The following is a 20,705-nucleotide window of genomic DNA, read 5'->3' as shown; positions in this document are numbered from 1 at the left end:
ACACAGATGCCAACTTTCAAACCCTTAGATCGTACCGATATCAGGATCCTTGAACATCTGCAGATGGAGGGCCGTTGTTCGAACCTGGAACTAGCTGAGGCTGTTAGCCTCAGTCCCAGCCCAAGCCTGACGCGCACCAAACGTCTGGAGCAAAGTGGCATCATCTCCGGCTACAGTGCCAGGGTTGCGCTGGATAAACTAGGCAGCAATGTCGTGGTATTTTCTGAAATTACACTGAGTAGCCATTATCCCGCGGATTTTCGCAAGTTCGAGATGGGCGCAGGCAAGTACCAGGAAATCGTTGAATGCTATAACGTGAGTGGCGGTTACGATTATTTGCTGAAAATCATTACTCCTGGCGTGTCAATGTTTCAGGATCTTATGGATCGTCTTTTGGAAGACGAAATCGGTATAGATAAATTCGCCAGCCGTATCGTATTACGCGAACCCTATCAGCGTCGCGCAGAACCGCTAACGGTGATTGCTACCGGAAAATCGAGTTGGAAATGAGATCAGAACTTACGCGCTAAATAAGATTGTTTATCGCGTAAACTCAGAGCTGAATGGTAAAAAATCAATTTAACTCACCCCCTCAGTGAGGTATATGTCCTTTAGAGTTTTAATCTCTGCATCTATCTCCTCAGTTTTAATGCCACCAAACCCCAATACATAACCCTGAGTTTTCTTTTCAGTATGCTGGTACATAGCGAGTTCGTGTAAAGTTATTCCTTTACTCATCGCAATTTCAGTCATTTTTTTCAGGTTGATGGTTTTTATGAATTCAATTGTAATATGCAATCCTGAGTTCCCCTGGGACAAGGTAATGAGCTCGCCAAAATGGTATTGGAGAGCCCTGCGCATCTCATGCATCCTTTCTGAGTATATGGCTCTCATTCTTCGGATATGCGAAGCAAAATATCCTTCACGGATAAAATCAGAAAGAGCCGCCTGTAACACTAATTGCCCTGGCCTGTATATTTGAGATAACCCTCGGTTAAATGCTTTAACTAACTTAGCGGGAACCACCATGTAACTTAATCGTAATCCCGGGAAGAGTGTCTTGCTGAATGTTCCGAGATAAATGACTCTTTCATGAGTGTCAAGCCCTTGTAACGATGGCAACGGTTTAGCGTCATAGCGAAATTCGCTATCATAGTCATCTTCTATTATCCAGAAATTATACTTTTGAGCGAGTTCAAGGAGATATCGGCGCCTGGGCAAACTCATTGATAAGCCCATAGGATACTGGTTTGAAGGTGTAGTAAAAAGAAGCTTTGGAATTTTATCATCCATTGTTTTTGTAAAAGAATGGCTATTCAAACATAGACCCTCTTCATCAATTCCCACAAAATCTATATCAAGATTGGCTGCTTTCCAGATTACGGGAACACTCCAGTTGCACGGATTTTCGACAATTGCCGTATTGCCATTGTCCGTTAACATCAGGGCACATAAATCCAGAGACTGATTTGTTCCCATAGTAATCAATATTTGTTCTGGTTCACATTTTACAGCACGTGAGATTTGCAGATATTCGCTCAGTACCTGTCTCAAAGGCCAATATCCACCATCATAGCCATAACCAGTTAGGAATGAGTAAGACTTATTACTATAGCGATTTTGCATCCGCTGCCAAATGTGAAAGGGAAAGTTGGATGTATCTGCCACACCCGGGATAAAAGGACCACCAGAACCAGAATGATGGTTATTAGCGGTGAGAAAAGCCATCGAACGTTTTGAAAATTCGATTTCATTACCATTGGTAAATTCAGTCGATTTATGTAAATCATCAAATTCCATCGGATAAGTATCGGCAACGAATGTTCCCTGACCTTGCCGCGTCGCGATATAACCTTCAGCACTCAGTTTATCATAGGCGATCGTTATGGTTAGCCTGGAAACACCTACTTCCTTAGATAGAGATCTTGTTGAGGGTAAACGATGTCCTGCCGCGAGAACTCCACTTAATATTGCCTGGGCAATAACCTTGTAGACCCTCATTTGCAGCGAGATTTGCGACGGAGATTGCAAATCCAGAAGAATTAGTTCTGATAAGAGGTTGGGATCCGCAGTGGACATATTATCTTCTCGCGATTGGCTATAGTTGGCCAGTCCACTCTCTCATATAGTCGAATCACTGCCAATTGAGATTGCATTTTTGTTAAATGCCGTTGCAGTTACATCCTGGTCATCAATGCATTAAAAAAAGATTAAGGGAAAGTCTATGAGCACCTCGATTGAATTTATCACTGATTTACTGATCAACGGGCAACAGGTACGTGGGCATGGCACTGCTGAGATCCTGGTAAACCCTTCAAGTGGTGAGATCCTCGGTGAAGTTCCGGAAGCCACTGAGCAGCAGGTTGATGATGCAGTTGCGGCTGCTCGCGAAGCATTTCCGGGTTGGTCACAACTACCCGTCGGTAAACGTTCGCAGTTACTCCTTAAAATTGCAGATCGCATTGAAAAAGAAGGCGAAGATTTCGCAAAAATTGAATCTTTAAATGTCGGTAAACCTTATATCCGCATGTTTGAAGATGAAATCCCAGGCGTAGTGGACAACATTCGTTTCTTCGCAGGTGCAGCCCGTGTACTGGGTGGCCTGGCTGCAGGTGAATATGTCCCGAATCACACCAGTATTATCCGCCGTGATGCAGTTGGAGTCGTTGCAGCAATCGCTCCCTGGAACTTCCCGTTAGCCATGGCGACCTGGAAGATCTTCGCACCCATTGCTGTGGGTAACACAGTGGTGCTGAAGCCGTCTGAAAATACCCCTCTGACTGCACTTAAGCTGGGTAAAATTCTGGCTGAAATGCTGCCTCCTGGCGTAGTGAACATCGTATCCGGACGCGGCGAAACGGTAGGGTCTTATCTGGGTTCCCATCCGGGAGTCGATATGATCTCGTTGACCGGCGATGTCACAACAGGGCAAAAAGTGTTGCAGGCTGCCACTTCAAACCTTAAACGAACTCATCTTGAATTAGGCGGCAAAGCCCCGGTAATTGTGATGGCCGATGCAGACATAGACGCGGTGGTCAGTACGGTGCGTTCAGCAGGTTTTTATAATGCTGGCCAGGATTGCTGTGCAGCATGCCGCTTGTATGTACACAGTGATGTATATGAAGCGTTTGTGGAAAAACTGACCGCAGCAGTCTCTTCTATCAGGCTTGGTGATAGTCATGATGCTGACACTGAACTTGGACCATTAGTGAGTGAACGTCAGCGTGACCGCGTAACAGGATTTATTGATCGCGCCCGTGAGCATGCACATATTACCATCGCAACAGGTGGTAAGCCGGCAAATCGCAAAGGGTTCTACTACGAGCCCACCGTTATTGTAGGTGCCCGTCAGGAAGATGAGATCGTACAGCGCGAGGTTTTTGGTCCCGTCGTGTCAGTCACACGCTTCACATCCACTGAAGAAGTGATCAAATATGCCAATGACAGCCGTTACGGACTGGCATCATCTGTATGGACTCGTGATGCTAAAACAGCCTCTCTGGTCAGTGCTCGATTGCGTTACGGCACGACCTGGGTAAACCAACACTTTACCTTACTCAGTGAAATGCCTCACGGCGGAATGAAAATGTCCGGATACGGTAAAGACCAGTCTGTTTATAGTCTTGAAGATTATACTGTCATTCGCCATGTGATGATGAATTTTGAATAATCACTAATTCAACGATTCCATTAATATTGTGGACTGGTCGCTTTAACTGGGGCCAGCTTCACCCCTTTATTATCACATCGAATTGTCGGAGTTGAGATGATATCGTTCAACACAGGCAAAGTTTCATTTGGCAACCTGGAAAATATTTTAATTCCTACGCCGACCTCGGACATTCAACAATTTATTGTTGATTCATGGGGAATATTATTACCTTGCCATCCATTAAGTTGTGAACGTGATGAGCTTTTTTTAATCGGTGAGGAACATACCGAGCGATATATTCTTCGCCTGACCAATCCAGCGGATAGTCATGAAATCATCATGATGCAGGTTAGTGCTGTAAACTGGATTGAACAAAATGGACCACACTTACCTGTACCGGGTGTTTTACCTACCCTTTCTGGATTAAAGATCGTTCCTGTGAAACTAGGTGAGAATCCTGTTCGCATGGCATGTTTAACCACATTTCTCTCTGGGGAGCTATTGGCAACAATTCCCGCAACTTCGATTCAGATGCAAAATATAGGTCGTGTTCTGGCTGAGCTGGATGTCGCGCTGGCGGGATTTGACCACAAAGGTGCGCATCGTGAGCTCGCCTGGGACTTAGCCCAGGCAGAAAAATGTCGCTCAATGTTACCATCAAAAGAAAGTACCCATAGTGAGTCCAGATGGAAACTTGTCAGGAATGGCTTTGATTCGTTCGTCAATGAGGTTCAACCTCGTTTACGTGCAATGAGACACCAGGTTATTCATGCAGATTTTAATCCCTATAATATTCTCATGGATGTAAGGGACTCCAATAAAGTTTCAGGTATTCTTGATTTTGGTGACATGGTTTACTCGCAGTTGATTAATAATATTGCGATTGCCGCAAGTTATCAAATTAGTAGTGAAACATCGCTGAAGTCAGTTACTGATATGGTAAGTTCATACCATAACATGCTTCCCCTCGAGCCAGAGGAAATAGATTTATTATACGATCTGATTATTACGCGGTTATGCATGGCCGTAACGATTTCCGAATATCGGGCCAAACAACGCCCGGAAAATAGTAAATACATACTTAAGAATACAGCCACTGCGTGGCGAGGGTTGGAGCGACTTTCAACTATTAGTCGTAAAGAGGCCAACACTATTTTTCGTCATGCTTGTCAATTCCCACCCAGGAGCTAAAAAATGAAAACGTTTTCGATGCTGATTTTTTTTACCGGAAAAGGAGAACCTGTTGGCTTTTCGTCAGGCGTAATTCGTTCTCGCGCTAACGGTCAGATCATCTCTACCGTTGCAGACCAGAGCATTACAGGTGAAGCCATGCTCCAGGCACCCTCAAAATCGGCCAGTTTTGATACCGTTGTCACCGTCTTAGGTGATCAGAGTTGGGAAAGTGGCCGGGTGGAGTTTGCTGATATTAATAGCCATCTTGACGTTGTAACGGGTACACCCGGAAAAATCTATTCTCATGACAATGGTACAGCCACGGGTTCTATTAGTTGGAAAGTTTTAGGGGGTAGTGGTTTTTTTGAAGGCGCTACTGGCATCGTGACCGGGAACTTCGTGGGTTACGCTGATGATACTTTCACTGACCATCAACTATTCAAATTAATCTTACCGTCATAATCTTAATAGCATTAATTCGATGACCTGCTCGCCATTAAAAATACGTGGCGAGCAAAAAAATATTACATTGAACAGAGGATTAAACCGTGACAACGCCAAAAAAATACGATGCCGTGCTGGTTGGAGCAGGCCATAACAGTTTGGTCTGTGCTAACTATCTGGCGCGAGCCGGTTTGAAAGTACTGGTGCTTGAAGCCAGAAACATTATCGGCGGTGCTTGTACAAGTGAGGAACTGGTACCCGGAGGGATTTTTTCCTCATGCTCATATATTCAAATGATGTTGCGTTCAGAAGTTGTTAACGATCTGGAGCTGGGACGCTATGGACTCAACTCTTATGCACCACCTCTCCAGGAAATGGCGCTGTGGGATGATGGTGAAAGAATTATGCTATGGCAGGAGATTGACAAAACTCTGCGCTCTATTGAAAGTCATAGTAAAGCCGATGGTGAAAACTTTATGCACTTCGCCGCCCGCCTTAAGCGGTTTGGTGAGCTGACACACGAAATACAATTGAGCGATCCCCCCAGTGAATACCAGCTACGTCAGCGCTTTGCAGAGGCGGGTGAAACTGAGCTTTTCGAAGAATTTATGGTGTTTTCAGCCGAAGAGCTCCTGCAGAAATACATTAAGTCTGATCGCCTCCGCGGATTTATGATGTTCATGGGGCTGGTATCCACCTGGGGTGGGCCTAACACTCCTGGAACCGCCTACGTATATGGTTATCACGCTTTAGGGGAATTTGAAGGCGCATTCGGCCGTTTCGGTTTACCTGAAGGCGGTATGGGAATGATTAGCCAGTCTCTGGTCGACGCACTGAAAGCACACAATGGTGAAGTCCGCACTTCCAGTCCGATTCAGCAAATTATTGTCGAGGATAATTGCGCTACCGGTGTGCTTCTGAGCTCGGGTGAACGCATTTACGCTTCAATGGTTATCTCGGGGGCAGACCCTACCCGTTCATTGGTTGGACTATTACCGGAAGGAACACTCACTGAATCTGTAAGCAATGAAGCAAAGAAAATCGACCAGCGTGGCTCTATGGGGCGTATTCATCTGCTGGTGGATGCGTTACCGGATTATGTGGGATTTGAACCGGGAACAACCGGGCCACAACATCAATGCCTGACCATAATGGGTGCCTCTCCTGCGCTTTATGAAATGGCTGCTGAAGCACAAAATAAAGGTGAATTCCCGGATGACATGGTAATTGAATCGTTAATTCCTTCAGTAACCCATCCGGGCCTGGTGACTAAACCTGGTACTCACACATTGTCATTGGGTGTGCAGCAGCTTCCCTTTGAACTTGCAGAAGGTGACTGGGACTCACGCAAAGAGGAATGGGCAGACAAGGTATTAGAAATTTATTTCCGGTACGCACCAAATATGCACAATCACATCATCGCTCATCATGTGATCACTCCCCTCGATTTACATCGTGATTATAATATTACCAACGGCAATATTTTTCATCAGTCGATGGTCGGGTTGGAAAATCTGTTTGACCAACGCCCCATCCAATCCGCGGCCCATTACCGCACGCCATTGCCAGGATATTATCTTTGTGGCTCAGGTTCTCACCCCGGCGGCGGTGTAAGTGGTATGCCGGGTCACAACGCAGCTCAGCGAATTTTGGCCGATCTAGCCGGACTCGAAGACAGTGTTGCTGGACGAAAAATTGAGAAAGCTGATCGCAATTTCCTGAATGGGCTTTTGAAAACCGATGTCGGCAGGAAACTTGGTTATCAGGTCGCCCGATCACGTGTATTTCGCAGTTTAACAAAACATTTGAGCAAATAATGAATTTGTTAAATATCACACGATCACATAGGACCAGAGTATTGCCGTAATAATAATTACAAAATAACTTAAAGGATAGGGACGTCGCTTTTTCAGGCAACATAAGAGAAAGTCAGGAATAACCTGATGCAGTAGAGTTATGCAAGTCGCCGGTAGTTTTATTTCAACTATTATACATTTAACGAGACGACGAGGTTTTCTTATGTCCCAAGAAATTAATCATGGAAACATGAATAATGTGCATGCAGGCCAGGAAAGTAAATACAGCGATTCTAATGTACTGGAACGTAATAGTGTAGGTGTAATGAGCATAGTCTTTTTTGTCATTGCCGCTGCTGCACCATTAACAGTTGTTGTCGCATTATTCCCTGTTATTATTGGCAGTGGTAACGGTATTGGTATCGCCGGGGCTTTTGTCACGATTGCTTTAATCTTGCTGGTTTTCTCTGTAGGATATATTGCGATGAGCCGACATATCACTAACACAGGTGCATTTTATTCCTATATTACGCAGGGTATTGGTCGTCCATTCGGATTAGGGGCTGCGTTCCTGACCATATTCTCATACAATGCAATTCAGTTAGGTTTATACGGAGGTGTTGGCTATTACCTGGATGAACTTTTCATTCATTCCCTTAATATTCATCTACCCTGGTATATTTATTCTTTTGCCGCGATGGTGGCGTGTCTTTGGTTGGGACTTCGTCGCCTTCATGCCGGTGCAATGGTTCTTGCAACGTTACTGACGCTCGAAACCCTTATCATTGTTCTTTTGGACCTGGGAATTTTATTCAGTCCGTCTACACCCTCACTGAGTTCGTACACATTTGAGCCATTCAGTCTTCAGGCGACGTTCTCAGGGAGCGTTGGTGTGGCAATGATGTTCGCTCACGCATCATTCATCGGATTTGAAGGCACCGCTATTTATGGTGAGGAAGCTAAAAACCCCAAAAAAACCATACCCATTGCAACTTATACCGCAGTCATCTTTATGGGCGCTTTCTATTCACTCACTGCATGGTTATTAATCAACGTCATGGGTGATAAAGCCGTATCTATTACCCAGGCCGAATCAGGTAATCTGGTTTTCACGGTAAGCAGGAATGTACTGGGTGGCCTGGCTGCCCATGCTTTTGAGATCCTTATTATCACCAGCCTGTTTGCAGCTATCGTGACGTTCCACAACAACGTTTCACGCTATTTGTTTGCTATCGGACGGCAAGGGTTGTTTTGTAAGACTATGGGGAAAACGCATCCAGTACGTCGCTCTCCATATATTGCCTGCTATATCCAGACGGCAAGTGTTTTTGTGGTAGTCGCTCTTTTTGCAGCACTGGGCCTCAAGCCCTATGAAACATTATTCACCTGGTTTACTGGTGTTGGAGCAGCGGGCATTATTATGACTCAGTGTCTTGCAAGTGTTGCCATCTTCGCATTCTTCCGTCGTTACAAGTTAGATGATCGCCGCTGGAATACCTTCTGGGCTCCACTGTTGAGTATTTTGGGTTTATTTCCCATCTTATATGTGGCCCTGACAAGTTTTGATGTTCTACTGGGAGTGCAGGGAACCCTTGAGTACGTGTTTAAAGGATTGCTGTTCGGTTCGTTTTTGATCGGGTTTTTAGGGGCTTACTTTATTAAAATTCGATCTCCCCACGTATATGCCAGCATGGCATCTTCTCTTGGGGATAGAGCCTGAGTGTAATATCTCCTGAAACCGCAGATTAAATTTTATATTAAAACCCTACTCAACCAGCACAGGCGAAATATGTAACGCAGCTATGCCCGAACGGACTCGGGCAATGGCGACACATTGGCGTTTGCCACCGGAGAGCAGCCCTCCACCCTCTCCTACCCGAGCAGTTGCTGTTCGCCAGCTCGTAATCATAGCCCCACTTGTGAGCCATATCGGTTAACTGCTGCAGAGAATGTAATCGGTGAGTGGATTGCATTGAAGACCCTCTTTTGTGAGCACCCGGCTGGGGATGTCGCTGAGTACTCAGTTCCCGCAACGAAACGTAAAGAGTCATCATACTGGTGTTTGCAATTATGTAAATAATAATCATTATCAGTTATTGGCAACCTTCTGGAAGAATCTTGCTGCAAAAGAGCGGCGCCACCAACCGAGTAAGCAAGTTTTTTAATCGCTATAAACTTTTCGGCTCCTCGAATGAATGCAAATGTGCAAGATCTCGGGAATCTTCCCAGAGCTTAGCGGCTCCTGCTTCGTCGTAAGAGGCTTTCGATGATTGCTTAACCAGTAATACTCCGTCATGCGACTGTAAATATTTCCCCGACATTTTCGCGTAATCAGATTCGGTAGCAATTTTTGCAAGAGATATCCCTGAAAAATCCAGACGTCCCTGTGTAACCCCTAAACCTTTTGCTATCCACCGCATAAATCGGGATTTGATAAATGGCTGTAACGGAGTTGGCAGACCTCTCATTAAATTGGTATCAGGTATTGAACCAGGGTCATAAGCAATAGACGCAATTGATTTCCCCGACCGTTTTAATCGTCGATCCAGCTCGTAAGCACACAGAATCATGCAAAGCTTAGAAGTCGCATATCGTTTCCCAAATGAGACAGATTTCCCACCATCTTTACCCATATTGGCCAATATACGTGCGTTTGCCTCGACGGCTTTACCAATCAGCATTCCATCTCGTGTATCAGGGTCATGTGTACCACTTGCCACAAATACGATTCGACCATTATCAGTGATATTATCTACCAGCAGTTGAATGAGTAAAAAATGCCCCAGATAATTGGTGGCGAATGTCATTTCATAACCATCTACACTGTAGGAAACCTTTCCGATAAAACTCGCCCCGGCATTACAGATAATTGCCTGCAGCGAATCAATCTTTCCGTTCGTCAACATATCATTACAAAGAATAGCTGCCTGCCTTACCGACAGTAATGATGACACATCTAACTGGAGTACCGTGACGTCTATATTATGAGACAATCTTAATTCTTTAGCGATTGACTCGATGCGTATGGGATCTCTACCTGCCAGGATCAGGTTAAATCCCATTGAGGCTATTTCTCTTGAAGCTTCAAGACCGAGCCCTGAATGACCTCCAGTGATTAATACTGTCGGCATATTAATTCCTTACCTTAGAAAGGTATTATAGAAAAGGGAGTAACAGAAAAATACAAAAATGCATTCATCCACTCAAATACAAGATATGAAATTCAACTTCAAGCTGCATACTTATTATTATTTTTCTGGATTCGCCGTTAAGATTAATAATCGCAATCCATAAAGTTTTATTGATTGATCACATGTTCAGTTATAGTATGTTAGTTCCTTCACGTTTGATATTCGCATATAGCTATGAGCGGAAATGTAAACCTGACCCCACGTAAAAAGCCACGCCAGGCCCGATCACAAGCAACTGTCGATGCTATTTTCGAGGCAACTATTCAGGTTTTACTTACGGAAGGTCCACAACGTCTCACCACTATCCGGGTGGCAGAACGCGCAGGTACATCGGTAGGTACGTTGTATCAGTATTATCCAAACAAACAGGCACTGCTTTTTGCTGTTGTCGAACGTCACGTGCAGGAAGTTGCAATTCAGGTGAGCCGGGCTGCAGAATCTGTTCACGGGAGGCCCCTTGCGGACATCGTTTCAACAGTTGTGGGCGCTTTTGTGCAGGCAAAAATCGAGCGCATTGATGAATCACGCGCCCTGTATTTAGTATCGCGCCAACTGGATGCACATGAGTTGTCAGTAAAAAGTGAGGAACGTGGTCTTTCTATATTGACCACCGCATTAAAGACGGCTTCAGATGTGCACTTCGAGGACTTGCCCAGTGTGGCCTATCTTTTAATGGCAGTGATGGTTGGTCCGACAACGTTTATGATTGAAGGTGGAGCTACCCCCACAATGTTGCGGACCTGGAGCAGTCAGCTAGAGGTTTTGTGTTTCAGTTATCTGGAACGCGCGGCACATAGGCTACGATAGCGATATAACACAAAATTTGAAGATACAATGTTTACGCGTTGCACAAATTGGATCCAAAGAAATCATTTATTACGGTGGTAATCTCTGGTTGCCTGCAATCCTGCCAGGGAAAACCGTTTAAAATGTTCGGTCAGTATTTGAGTCTGCATAGCCGCAACCTCTCTTACCGGACCCGGGATTCGGTTGCCGGCAACCATTAGCATCATGCAGGGAGCGACAACACTCAGCATGCAGGGTAACAATGCTGGATCATCTTCACTGATACCCGATACTTCACTGATAATCTTTCGAACAGATTGTATTTTTCCAATCCCTTCGCTGTTCATGAAATCTAACAGTTGCACTGAGGGTGCCAGCATTTCTCTTGCGATTACCCGACCATGCCAGCCATTGCCCTCATTCAGTTTTGAGATAAATGTTTCGAGAAACAGCCCTAACTTTTCTTCAGGTTGAAGAGCACTCTCTGCCAAATCGGCCAGTTTTTTCCCATCCAGATAGTGCCGATGTGCATACGAAAGAACGGCGAGATACAGACCGTCACGACCACCGAAATGGTAGTTAATGGCGGCTAAATCAACTTGCGCAGCAATGGATATAGCTTTGTTTGTTGTTTTTGCAAGTCCTTGTTCAGCAATCAGTTCCCCGGCAGCTTCCAGGATCTTTTCCCGTGTTACATCACCATCACTTCGACGCGCTCGGCTCATAAATAAATCCAGTTGTAAAAATTTTTTTCTGTGAATGCCTTTATTATTGCATAAATAAAGTTTAAATTAAATTTTAACTAAGGACGTAATGACGGTTTCAGCAGAAGAAAGTGGTTAAAAATGAATAAAAAAGTGATAGCAGGCTTGGTGCTTATTGTCCTTGCAGCAGTAATCGTTGCTGTCTGGCTAAGTAATCGACACGGCGGTGACAGGAATCAACTGACATTACAAGGTAACGTGGATATCCGTCAGGTATCTCTGGCATTCGAGGAGAGCGGCAGGATCAGCACATTATCCGTGGATGAAGGCGATAAAATTTCTGCAGGTCAGATTGTTGCCAGGCTTGATAGTCAGGCACTCCAGATCCAGTTAAAGCAAGCTCAGGCTCGTCTGGATGCCGAGAAACAAACCGTTCGGGAGCAACAGTCAGGTGCTCGTCCCGAAGAAATTATGCAGGCAAAAGCTCAATTGGCATCTGCGCTCGCGCAACAGACGAAAGCAAAAGCAGACCTTACCCGAATTCAACATATATCATTGAATACAAAAGGAAAGGGAATCAGCCAGCAGGAGCTGGATACGACAAAAAACAACTTTAGCATGGCTCAGGCCAGTGTTAATGAGCGCCGGGCAAGTCTTGAACTCATGTTAAAAGGCGTTCGGACAGAACAACGCGAAGCGACAGTCGCACAAGTCAAAGCACTTGAAGCTGACCTTGAATTACTGCAATACCGGATTTCTCAAACGGAATTACGCGCCCCGGTAAATGCGTTGGTAAGAGCAAGGCTTCAGGAGCCAGGTGATATGACCAGTGCGCAAAAAGCTGTTTATACCCTGGCGATCAGTGATCCGAAATGGGTGCGTGTCTGGGTCAGTGAAAGCGATCTGGGCCGCGTAAAATCTGGAATGAACGCGAGTGTCACTACCGATTCATTCCCAGACAAACCGGTGTCCGGCAAAATCGGCTATATATCTTCCGTTGCCGAATTTACGCCAAAATCAGTCCAGACCGAAGAACTCAGAACCAACCTGGTCTATGAAATGCGCATCATCGTCAACGACCCGGATAACGTTCTTCGCATGGGACAACCCGCCACAGTCACCATTCAAACTCCTTCCGTGAACAGTGGAAAATAACATGGCTGCTGAACGTGACGTCGTTATTGCCCGGGATCTCGTCAAGACCTTCGCGTCCGCTGGTAAATCAACGCCAGTAATCCATGCTCTGGACAGCCTGAACATGAATATTCGGGCAGGAGAATTGACGGCCCTGGTTGGTCCTGATGGAGCCGGAAAGACAACGCTGCAGCGAATGATTGCCGGCCTTTATTCCCCTTCTTCAGGCACCCTCGAGGTGCTTGGGACGGATGTTTGTGTTGATCCACAGGCGATACAAAACCGTATCAGTTATATGCCACAGCGTTTTGGATTGTATGAAGACCTGAGTGTTCAGGAAAACCTGGAACTCTATGCCGATCTGCATGGTGTCGATCAACAAACACGGCGTGATCGCTTCGAAAGGCTATTGTCTATAACCGATCTCTCAAGATTTACCACCAGACCGGCGGGGAAACTGTCTGGGGGCATGAAGCAAAAGCTCGGGCTGGCATGTACCCTGGTTCGTTCCCCCGACTTATTGCTGCTTGATGAACCCAGTGTGGGGGTTGATCCCTTGTCACGTCGTGATTTGTGGAAAATTATCGAGCAGCTGGTCCAGGATGAAAAGCTGAGCGTGATTATCAGTACGGCATATATGGATGAAGCTGAACGATGTGCGCAGATTTACGTTATGTACCAGGGACAGATTCTGGCGCAGGGAACACCCGCTGAATTACGTAAAAATGCCGATGGCCGGACATGGCAGGCAACGCCCGCGGGAAACATGAAAGCGCGAAGTTTACAGGCACAACTCCTTGAAAATCGTGAACAGATAATTGATGCCGTCCCGAAAGGTAATGCCGTTCGTTTTATCTGTCGATCTGCGGATGAGGATTCACTTCCCGGCCACCTTACATCTTCACGGCGGCCTGCTGAACTTGAAGACGGCTTTATGGTTTTGCTCCACCAGGCACAATATCAGAATGAACAGACTTCATCCGAACCGGTGAAGTCCGACAAGGTAGCACACCAGCAAAACAGGAACGTGGCAGAGGAGCCGGTCATCGTCGTTCGTGACCTGGTAAGAAAATTTGGCGATTTTACCGCTGTAGCCAGTACCTCATTTCAGGTCAATCGTGGGGAAATATTTGGTCTTCTGGGGCCAAATGGTGCAGGTAAAACCACCACATTCAGAATGCTCTGCGGTCTGCTACCTGCAACCAGCGGAAATCTTGAAGTGGCAGGGATGAACCTGCGAACGGCGCGGGCCAAAGCTCGAGCGAAAATTGGCTATGTCTCACAAAAGTTCGCTTTATACAGCAACCTGACAGTACGTGAGAATTTGACTTTTTTTGGCGGTGCTTACGGTCTGTCCAGTAAACATCTGGCACAACGAATTGACGCTTCGCTTAACCAGTTCAATCTGGAGCCAAATGCGATTAGCGGGGAATTGCCCGGAGGATTTAAGCAGCGTTTATCAATGGCAGCCGCTCTGCTGCATGAACCTGAAATCGTTTTTTTAGATGAGCCAACCAGTGGTATCGATCCGCTGGCACGCCGATCATTCTGGTACACCATTGGTGAACTGGCTAACAATGGTATCACCGTCATCGTGACCACCCACTTTATGGAGGAAGCTGAGTACTGTGATCGGATAGCCATTCAGGACGCAGGGAAAATGCTGGCACTGGGTACACCGCACGAAGTACGTCAGCAAGCTGGTCTGGAAAATGCGGCTGATATGAATACCGCGTTTATTGCGATTGTTGAAAACGCGCGCGCGCAGGGACATCAGGCCGAGGTCAAAATATGAAAACCTCTGCTTTCCTGAGCCGACTGATATCACTGACCCGCAAGGAAACTCGCCAACTACTCCGGGACAAGAGCAATCTTGCCGTAGGTCTACTCCTGCCAGTCGTGTTGATACTGCTGTTTGGTTATGGCCTCTCGTTCGATTTATCGAATGCCCGCATCGGAGTGGTACAAGAACAGAACACGACGCAGTCTCGACAAATTATTACTGCACTTCAGGGAAGCCGTTACCTTTCTGTTCATGAATATACGAGTTTTGATTCTGCTCAAAGCGCACTGCGAAAGGGGGAAACAGATGCCATTTTGCGTATTCCTTCTGACTTTGCTCAACGTCTTACAACAGGTAATGCGCAACTTCAGCTTATTGTGAATGGTGCGTCGACCAGTGTTGCCACTTCAGCACAGAGTTACGTCACCGGCGCGCTGGCCTCACAGACTTCTGTAACCGGTAACGGTGGCAGTAGCCAGACTTCCCGGGGCAGCGTTATGATTGAGCAACGGATGTGGTTTAACGAATCCAGTAATAGCACCTGGTTTATCGTACCCGGTCTGATAGTTTTGATTCTGACATTGATCGGGGCATTTTTGACCGGGTTGCTGATCGCGCGGGAACGCGAACGAGGCACATTAGAAGCACTCTTTGTCACTCCCGTCCGTCCACTTGAATTAGTGTTGGCAAAACTCACTCCCTATATGGTGCTTGGCTCCATAGACCTGGTGTTTTGCATACTGGCTTCTCATTTTCTGTTCGAGGTGCCAATACGGGGGTCACTGTGGGCAATTCTTCTTTCTTCCCATCTCTACCTGCTGGTTTCCCTGGGGCTTGGACTAACTATCTCTGGCTTTGCGCCGGGGCAATTCCTTGCAAGCCAGATCGCACTGATTGCGAGCTTTATGCCTGCCATGATGCTCTCCGGATTTGTCTTTGATATCCGTAATCTGCCCGTTGTCGTCCAGGTGATTAGCCAGATTCTGCCCGCTACACATTTTATGTCTCTTATTAAAACGTTATTCCTGGGTGGCGATGACTGGAAGATGTTCTTCAAAGAGTGCGGAATTTTGTCACTTTATGCCTTTGTTCTGATTAATGCCTCACGCATTTCTCTTCGCAAGCGACTGAGGTAATGGCGGATGAATAGTTTTACTATCTGGCTGCGTCATATCAGCTTTTTAATCAAAAAAGAAATACTCACCATCCTGAAAGAACCAGCAAACAGGGCGATATTACTGGTTCCCGCTTTATTACAGGCACTCCTTTTCGGCTATGCCGCCACCTATGATGTTAACCATGTGGACTATGCGGTACTAGACCAGAGCCGTGGAGGAGCATCAACGGAGCTGCTGACTCATCTTGATGGTACCGGCGTGTTTAATCGTACAGCAACACTGACATCAGCAGCGCAGATCCCGGATGTGGTATTAACGGGAAAGGCATTACTGGTCCTGACATTTCCCGCAGATTTTGAGAACAAACTCAATAATGGTGCCCCCTCTCCCCTTCAGGTAATTCTTGATGGTCGCAATTCCTCAACTGCCGGTGTTGCCGCCGGTTATATAAGTGCAGTGGTGGCCGATTTTAATCAGCGCCAGACAGGGATTACACCCGCTATCTCCATTGAAACGCGTGCGTGGTATAACCCTAACCTGGAATCCCGCTGGGGACTGATGCCCACGCTGATCGCAGCGCTGAGCATGATGCAAACCTTATTACTCTCAGCGCTGTCGGTTGCACGGGAGCGCGAGCAAGGTACTTTTGATCAATTGCTCGTGACACCTTTTACGCCAATGCAGTTACTGATTGGTAAGGCATTGCCTTCCATTATGGTTGGACTAATTCAATCGACCATTATCCTGCTGATTATTCTGCTCTGGTTCCAGATCCCGATGAATGGTTCGATACCCTTGCTGTATCTTGGATTATCCTTTTTTAACATTGCCGCAGTCGGGATCGGATTGTCGATATCTGCTGTCTCCATCAACATGCAGCAGGCAATGCTTTATACCTTCCTGTTAATGATGCCGTTAATGTTGCTGTCCGGGTTGCTCACGCCGGTTCAGACCATGCCAGACATTCTCAATACCCTGACCTATGCCAATCCCTTACGATTCGCTATCGACCTGGTACGGCGAGTCTATCTGGAAGGCGCCGGATTCTCTGATATTGCCTTTGATTTCATACCCATGCTGGTAATGGCTGCAATCACGCTTCCGTTATCAGCATGGCTGTTTCGTAACCGCCTTTACTGATACAGGTAACCCGATGAAGCACCATTTTTCATATTTAACAGATAATAAACTACCTGCTTTGGTGGCATTAATTGCATGCCTTGTACTCAGCGGCTGCACTATGGGTCCCGACTATAAAAAACAAAAAGGAGATTCACCAGCTGACTGGTCAACCTGGCGTAGCGGTGATACGTCACTGCATAAACTGGGCAGTGCAAGTGTACTAACCGATAATCAGTGGTGGAAGCGTTACAACGATCCCGTTCTTAACGAACTCATTCACCGTGCTCTTTCAGCAAGTCCAGATCTTAAAACCGCCACTTTACGCTTTGCCAGTGCCCGTGCGCAGTACCGCGTTACGGCATCATCACAAACCCCGGATATCAATGCCACTGCCAAAGTAACGCGTGAACAAGTCAGTCAAAATAGCCCATCAACCAGAGCGCTGAAAGAAGCAATTGCGCAGCCGGATCAGCTGATGGATTTAATGACTGCTCCTTATAACTGGTATCAGACCGGTCTGGATTTCTCATGGGAGATCGATCTGTGGGGACATGTTCGCCGGGCGGTTGAAGCATCTGATGCCGATGTCTCTGCACAAGGGGCCATGCTGGATCTTGCCAGACTTAGCATTATTGGGGATGTGGTGAATAATTATTACAATCTCAGAGGAGTACAGCAGCAAATTTACCTGGCAGAAGAAGATGTAAAAGCGATGAATGAGCGTCTGTCGCTGATCCGGGCACAAACAGAAGGTGGTGAACTTGATCATAGCGACGTTGAAAGACAGCAAAGCGAATTATCTGCCACTCGTGCCAACCTGATAGGACTACGACAGCAGGAAGGAGTCGCCATGAACCAGTTGTTGTTACTTTTAGGTGAGCATCCCGGAGCATTACAACAGCAGTTGGCATTTAAGCCGGATTCAATGAATAAAACCACACTGCCGCCTCTGAACCTGGGTATCCCATCTGAAGTCGCGTTATTGCGCCCTGACATCCGTGCCGCAGAGGCGCGTCTGCATGCTGCCACCGCGAGAATTGGTGTGGCACAAGCGGAGCTATACCCCAGCATCACGCTAGGTGCTCATTTCGGTTTTGATTCCTATAGCGCAAATAACTTTACAGAATGGGGAGACCGGACCTGGTCGGTTGGCCCTAGCCTGAATCTGCCGTTATTCGACCGTGGTCGACGTAAAGCAACCGTGGTCTTGCGTGAAATCGATCAACAGCAGGCTGCTGTTGATTATCATAAGACCGTGCTGAAAGCCTGGCAGGAAATTGATGATGCACTAAGTCAATATTCCGCAGCTCAACAAAAACTGGTGGAACAGGAGCAACGTGAACAGAGTGCGAAGGATGCATTCTCCCTGATCCAGGCTCGTTATGATGGTGGGTTAACCAGCTTTATTAACGTGCTCGACAGTCAGCGAAGTTTTATTCAGGCACGCCAGTCGCTGGCAACAAGCCAGCGTGATTTGAAAACCTCATGGGCTGCAGTAAATCGTTCCGTCGGCAATTACCCACACTGAACCGATAAAACATCTCCAATGCATTGATAATAATAATTTTTATCAGAAATGTAATCGTCATATATTTATGTGGCTGGCAATAACAACCAGCCACATAACATATGCATTACCTGAATGAAACAATTTCAATACAATAACCATGAGGAAAATACATCTTTGTCGTGTTTATATTTGTCAATTTTTAAACAAGTCACTATATTGCAGTCTGTTCAACCATCCATTCATCAGCAAATTATTGGTTTTAATATAATTAGCTTGAAATGTATTTATAAAAAATCGAGACCTTTATAGCCCTCCCCTCCCTCTCCCTTTTCACAAAAAATAATGTTTTCAGAGAGCTACAGTAAGTTATGGTGGACTGAGAATATTTCAGACAGATCTTTCTATAACGACTCTTTTTTAATCACTTGCGACATAATAAAATAAGGAAGAAAAAATTATTAAAGGTAGATAACATGCCATTAAAGCTACACAGCAAACTGATTCATGAAGCAGAAAGTCCCAGGGGTTTACTTTACAGAATGATAATCCTTTACACCTTTATAACAGCTTCGATAATCATATTAACTTCTATATTTGAGCGTGGACCATCCAATATAAACATATATTTCTCGCTAAACCTTATCACGGTCATAATGCTTGCAGGATTTATAAGAAAATCCTTCCATATAAAATCGCAGGCAAAGAATTTCGCTGCTTTCAGGATTGGGCTATTTCTGCTCCTTAATTCTTCTCTGGCTTCAATGGCTGGCGGACTGAAGATATTTGACAGAGATGTGACAGCGCTTCTTTCCGCTTTTCTCTACATCCCAGCAATTTCTCTTATTATGTACTCCTTTAATAACTTTGTTTTTTTCGTTAATGATAAATATAAATCTGCGGTTTATTTGTCACTGACAGATGAGCTTACGCAATTGCCTAACCGCAGACACATGAATATAAAGTTAAGGGAGATAGAGCAAGTTGATGGCTTAATTTGCATCCTGGACATTGATGACTTCAAGAAAATCAATGACACCTATGATCATGACATAGGTGATAAGGTTCTCAGGAAAATAGGAGATGCTCTCAGTCACTTTATCAATGAGAATACATTTATCGCACGCTCTGGTGGAGAAGAGTTTTCGGCAATTATTACCGGGAATGAAAACCTGACAAATATTATTGAAAACATTAAAATCTCTTTATCAACAATATCAATACATGATGTCCCGGTGACTACCAGCATCGGTGTAGCAAAAAAAAGAGCGGAGCATACCTCATCATTCGCAATAACAGCAGCAGACTCCGCATTATATGAATCGAAAAGAAACGGTAAAAATAGAATAACCTATTCACCTGAATAAAAGAACAGTAGCGATTAAGCAGGAAAATATTTTCCCTCTGTTCTTAGTTATAAAAAATAACTATTCAGATTAGCATGTTGTACAAGTTATCAATATGACTGAGATCATACCAGGACGCTTCCAGGCAGGGCATATCCCGTGCCCTGTCTATGTACCGTTAAGGCTCTTGTGGATAGATTTAATGAGCCAGTATCTGCCCCAGAAATGACTGCGCACGCTGGTGCTGGGGAGCGGAAAAAAATCTCTGAGGAGGCGCGCTTTCCAGAATTTGACCACCATCCATGAAGATGACGCGATGGGCAACAGCTTTTGCAAAGCCCATTTCATGGGTAACACAAATCATTGTGATGCCATCTTCAGCAAGGGAAATCATTGTATCAAGTACTTCTTTAACCATTTCAGGGTCAAGGGCCGAGGTTGGTTCATCAAATAACATAATCTGCGGTCCCATGCATAATGCACGTGCGATTGCCACTCGCTGTTGTTGCCCGCCTGATAACTGAGCAGGATACTTGTGAGCGTGATTATCAATATGAACCCGCTTGAGAAATTTCATGGCCGTATCACGTGCTTCAGATTTCAGCATGCTTTTAACTCTTAAGGGTGCAAGCATGCAATTTTCCAAAACGGTAAGATGAGGGAACAAATTGAATTGTTGAAAAACCATTCCAACATCACGCCGAATATTATCAACATTTTTACCGTTTAAACCCATTTTTACGCCATTAACAATGATATCACCCTGCTGAATCTGTTCAAGGTGGTTAATACAGCGTATGAGGGTAGACTTGCCGGAACCTGATGGCCCACACAGAACGATATGTTCCCCTCGATTTATAGTAAGGTTCACATCTTTAAGAACATGATGTTTATCATACCATTTATTTACATTGTGCAACTCGATCATGGTTCTTTCCATAATACCCTC

17 protein-coding genes are annotated in these 20,705 nt (G+C 45.5%); 13 read left to right on the top strand and 4 right to left on the bottom strand.

Annotated elements, in window-relative coordinates:
* The first annotated feature begins 6 nt into the window (after positions 1 to 6).
* The gene (locus CUN67_RS30115) at positions 7 to 510 is read left to right on the top strand and encodes an Lrp/AsnC family transcriptional regulator (RefSeq protein WP_208719412.1); all 504 of its coding nucleotides are present in this window, start codon (positions 7 to 9) and stop codon (positions 508 to 510) included.
* A 69-nt stretch (positions 511 to 579) separates the two neighbouring features.
* On the opposite strand, the gene CUN67_RS30110 is transcribed toward CUN67_RS30115, so the two are convergent.
* Entirely contained in the window at positions 580 to 2,079 is a 1,500-nt protein-coding gene (locus CUN67_RS30110) for a PLP-dependent aminotransferase family protein (protein ID WP_208719410.1), read from the bottom strand.
* A 157-nt stretch (positions 2,080 to 2,236) separates the two neighbouring features.
* Between CUN67_RS30110 and CUN67_RS30105 the strand changes: the two genes are divergently transcribed.
* The 5 genes from CUN67_RS30105 to CUN67_RS30085 all read left to right on the top strand — a co-directional run bounded on the left by CUN67_RS30105 (position 2,237) and on the right by CUN67_RS30085 (position 8,785).
* Positions 2,237 to 3,670 (top strand): gamma-aminobutyraldehyde dehydrogenase, encoded by a 1,434-nt coding sequence (locus CUN67_RS30105; protein WP_208719629.1) that lies wholly within the window; start codon positions 2,237 to 2,239, stop codon positions 3,668 to 3,670.
* A gap of 96 nt (positions 3,671 to 3,766) precedes the next feature.
* On the top strand, positions 3,767 to 4,843 hold the full coding sequence (locus tag CUN67_RS30100; protein WP_208719408.1) for a phosphotransferase: 1,077 nt from the start codon (positions 3,767 to 3,769) through the stop codon (positions 4,841 to 4,843).
* A gap of 3 nt (positions 4,844 to 4,846) precedes the next feature.
* Complete coding sequence (locus CUN67_RS30095) at positions 4,847 to 5,287, top strand: hypothetical protein (protein ID WP_208719406.1); 441 nt, start codon at positions 4,847 to 4,849, stop codon at positions 5,285 to 5,287.
* An 86-nt stretch (positions 5,288 to 5,373) separates the two neighbouring features.
* Positions 5,374 to 7,086 carry a phytoene desaturase family protein gene (locus CUN67_RS30090; protein ID WP_208719404.1) on the top strand — a complete coding sequence of 571 codons (1,713 nt, stop codon included), beginning with the start codon at positions 5,374 to 5,376 and terminating at the stop codon, positions 7,084 to 7,086.
* 202 nt (positions 7,087 to 7,288) lie between these two features.
* The gene (locus CUN67_RS30085; RefSeq protein ID WP_208719402.1) at positions 7,289 to 8,785 is read left to right on the top strand and encodes an APC family permease; all 1,497 of its coding nucleotides are present in this window, start codon (positions 7,289 to 7,291) and stop codon (positions 8,783 to 8,785) included.
* Positions 8,786 to 9,233: 448 nt separating this feature from the next.
* Here CUN67_RS30085 and CUN67_RS30080 read toward each other — a convergent pair whose 3' ends face one another.
* Positions 9,234 to 10,196 carry an SDR family NAD(P)-dependent oxidoreductase gene (locus CUN67_RS30080; RefSeq protein ID WP_208719400.1) on the bottom strand — a complete coding sequence of 321 codons (963 nt, stop codon included), beginning with the start codon at positions 10,194 to 10,196 and terminating at the stop codon, positions 9,234 to 9,236.
* A 234-nt stretch (positions 10,197 to 10,430) separates the two neighbouring features.
* On the opposite strand from CUN67_RS30080, the gene CUN67_RS30075 reads away from it, so the two are divergent.
* The gene (locus CUN67_RS30075) at positions 10,431 to 11,063 is read left to right on the top strand and encodes a TetR/AcrR family transcriptional regulator (protein ID WP_208719398.1); all 633 of its coding nucleotides are present in this window, start codon (positions 10,431 to 10,433) and stop codon (positions 11,061 to 11,063) included.
* 62 nt (positions 11,064 to 11,125) lie between these two features.
* On the opposite strand, the gene CUN67_RS30070 is transcribed toward CUN67_RS30075, so the two are convergent.
* Positions 11,126 to 11,767 (bottom strand): TetR/AcrR family transcriptional regulator, encoded by a 642-nt coding sequence (locus tag CUN67_RS30070; RefSeq protein ID WP_208719396.1) that lies wholly within the window; start codon positions 11,765 to 11,767, stop codon positions 11,126 to 11,128.
* Positions 11,768 to 11,887: 120 nt separating this feature from the next.
* Here CUN67_RS30070 and CUN67_RS30065 point away from each other — a divergent pair, with 120 nt between their 5' ends.
* The 6 genes from CUN67_RS30065 (at position 11,888) to CUN67_RS30040 (ending at position 19,777) form a co-directional block, all read left to right on the top strand.
* The gene (locus CUN67_RS30065) at positions 11,888 to 12,901 is read left to right on the top strand and encodes an HlyD family efflux transporter periplasmic adaptor subunit (protein ID WP_208719394.1); all 1,014 of its coding nucleotides are present in this window, start codon (positions 11,888 to 11,890) and stop codon (positions 12,899 to 12,901) included.
* 1 nt (position 12,902) lies between these two features.
* A complete protein-coding gene (locus CUN67_RS30060) occupies positions 12,903 to 14,675 on the top strand; it encodes an ATP-binding cassette domain-containing protein (RefSeq protein WP_208719393.1) in 1,773 nt (590 codons plus the stop codon).
* Positions 14,672 to 15,799 (top strand): ABC transporter permease, encoded by a 1,128-nt coding sequence (locus CUN67_RS30055; protein WP_208719390.1) that lies wholly within the window; start codon positions 14,672 to 14,674, stop codon positions 15,797 to 15,799. The genes CUN67_RS30060 and CUN67_RS30055 overlap by 4 nt, the downstream gene beginning before the upstream one ends.
* A gap of 6 nt (positions 15,800 to 15,805) precedes the next feature.
* Complete coding sequence (locus CUN67_RS30050; RefSeq protein WP_208719388.1) at positions 15,806 to 16,921, top strand: ABC transporter permease; 1,116 nt, start codon at positions 15,806 to 15,808, stop codon at positions 16,919 to 16,921.
* 13 nt (positions 16,922 to 16,934) lie between these two features.
* Positions 16,935 to 18,431 carry an efflux transporter outer membrane subunit gene (locus CUN67_RS30045; protein ID WP_208719386.1) on the top strand — a complete coding sequence of 499 codons (1,497 nt, stop codon included), beginning with the start codon at positions 16,935 to 16,937 and terminating at the stop codon, positions 18,429 to 18,431.
* 455 nt (positions 18,432 to 18,886) lie between these two features.
* Positions 18,887 to 19,777, top strand: coding sequence for a GGDEF domain-containing protein (locus CUN67_RS30040; RefSeq protein ID WP_208719384.1), 891 nt, complete (start codon positions 18,887 to 18,889; stop codon positions 19,775 to 19,777).
* Positions 19,778 to 19,955: 178 nt separating this feature from the next.
* On the opposite strand, the gene CUN67_RS30035 is transcribed toward CUN67_RS30040, so the two are convergent.
* Positions 19,956 to 20,684, bottom strand: a complete 729-nt coding sequence (locus CUN67_RS30035; protein WP_208719382.1) for an amino acid ABC transporter ATP-binding protein — start codon at positions 20,682 to 20,684, stop codon at positions 19,956 to 19,958.
* Positions 20,685 to 20,705 lie beyond the last annotated feature (21 nt).

The sequence above is a fragment of the Pantoea cypripedii genome, assembly GCF_011395035.1.
GTDB lineage: Bacteria > Pseudomonadota > Gammaproteobacteria > Enterobacterales > Enterobacteriaceae > Pantoea > Pantoea cypripedii_A.
This window is presented reverse-complemented; position numbering and strand designations above follow the sequence as displayed.

Excerpts from the sequence above, each read along its gene's own strand:
- CUN67_RS30115 (WP_208719412.1), top strand. The coding sequence starts at position 7 with ATGCCAACTTTCAAACCCTTAGATCGTACCGATATCAGGATCCTTGAA.
- CUN67_RS30110 (WP_208719410.1), bottom strand. The coding sequence starts at position 2,079 with ATGTCCACTGCGGATCCCAACCTCTTATCAGAACTAATTCTTCTGGAT.
- CUN67_RS30100 (WP_208719408.1), top strand. The coding sequence starts at position 3,767 with ATGATATCGTTCAACACAGGCAAAGTTTCATTTGGCAACCTGGAAAAT.
- CUN67_RS30095 (WP_208719406.1), top strand. The coding sequence starts at position 4,847 with ATGAAAACGTTTTCGATGCTGATTTTTTTTACCGGAAAAGGAGAACCT.
- CUN67_RS30085 (WP_208719402.1), top strand. The coding sequence starts at position 7,289 with ATGTCCCAAGAAATTAATCATGGAAACATGAATAATGTGCATGCAGGC.
- CUN67_RS30080 (WP_208719400.1), bottom strand. The coding sequence starts at position 10,196 with ATGCCGACAGTATTAATCACTGGAGGTCATTCAGGGCTCGGTCTTGAA.
- CUN67_RS30075 (WP_208719398.1), top strand. The coding sequence starts at position 10,431 with ATGAGCGGAAATGTAAACCTGACCCCACGTAAAAAGCCACGCCAGGCC.
- CUN67_RS30070 (WP_208719396.1), bottom strand. The coding sequence starts at position 11,767 with ATGAGCCGAGCGCGTCGAAGTGATGGTGATGTAACACGGGAAAAGATC.
- CUN67_RS30065 (WP_208719394.1), top strand. The coding sequence starts at position 11,888 with ATGAATAAAAAAGTGATAGCAGGCTTGGTGCTTATTGTCCTTGCAGCA.
- CUN67_RS30060 (WP_208719393.1), top strand. The coding sequence starts at position 12,903 with ATGGCTGCTGAACGTGACGTCGTTATTGCCCGGGATCTCGTCAAGACC.
- CUN67_RS30055 (WP_208719390.1), top strand. The coding sequence starts at position 14,672 with ATGAAAACCTCTGCTTTCCTGAGCCGACTGATATCACTGACCCGCAAG.
- CUN67_RS30050 (WP_208719388.1), top strand. The coding sequence starts at position 15,806 with ATGAATAGTTTTACTATCTGGCTGCGTCATATCAGCTTTTTAATCAAA.
- CUN67_RS30045 (WP_208719386.1), top strand. The coding sequence starts at position 16,935 with ATGAAGCACCATTTTTCATATTTAACAGATAATAAACTACCTGCTTTG.
- CUN67_RS30040 (WP_208719384.1), top strand. The coding sequence starts at position 18,887 with ATGCCATTAAAGCTACACAGCAAACTGATTCATGAAGCAGAAAGTCCC.
- CUN67_RS30035 (WP_208719382.1), bottom strand. The coding sequence starts at position 20,684 with ATGATCGAGTTGCACAATGTAAATAAATGGTATGATAAACATCATGTT.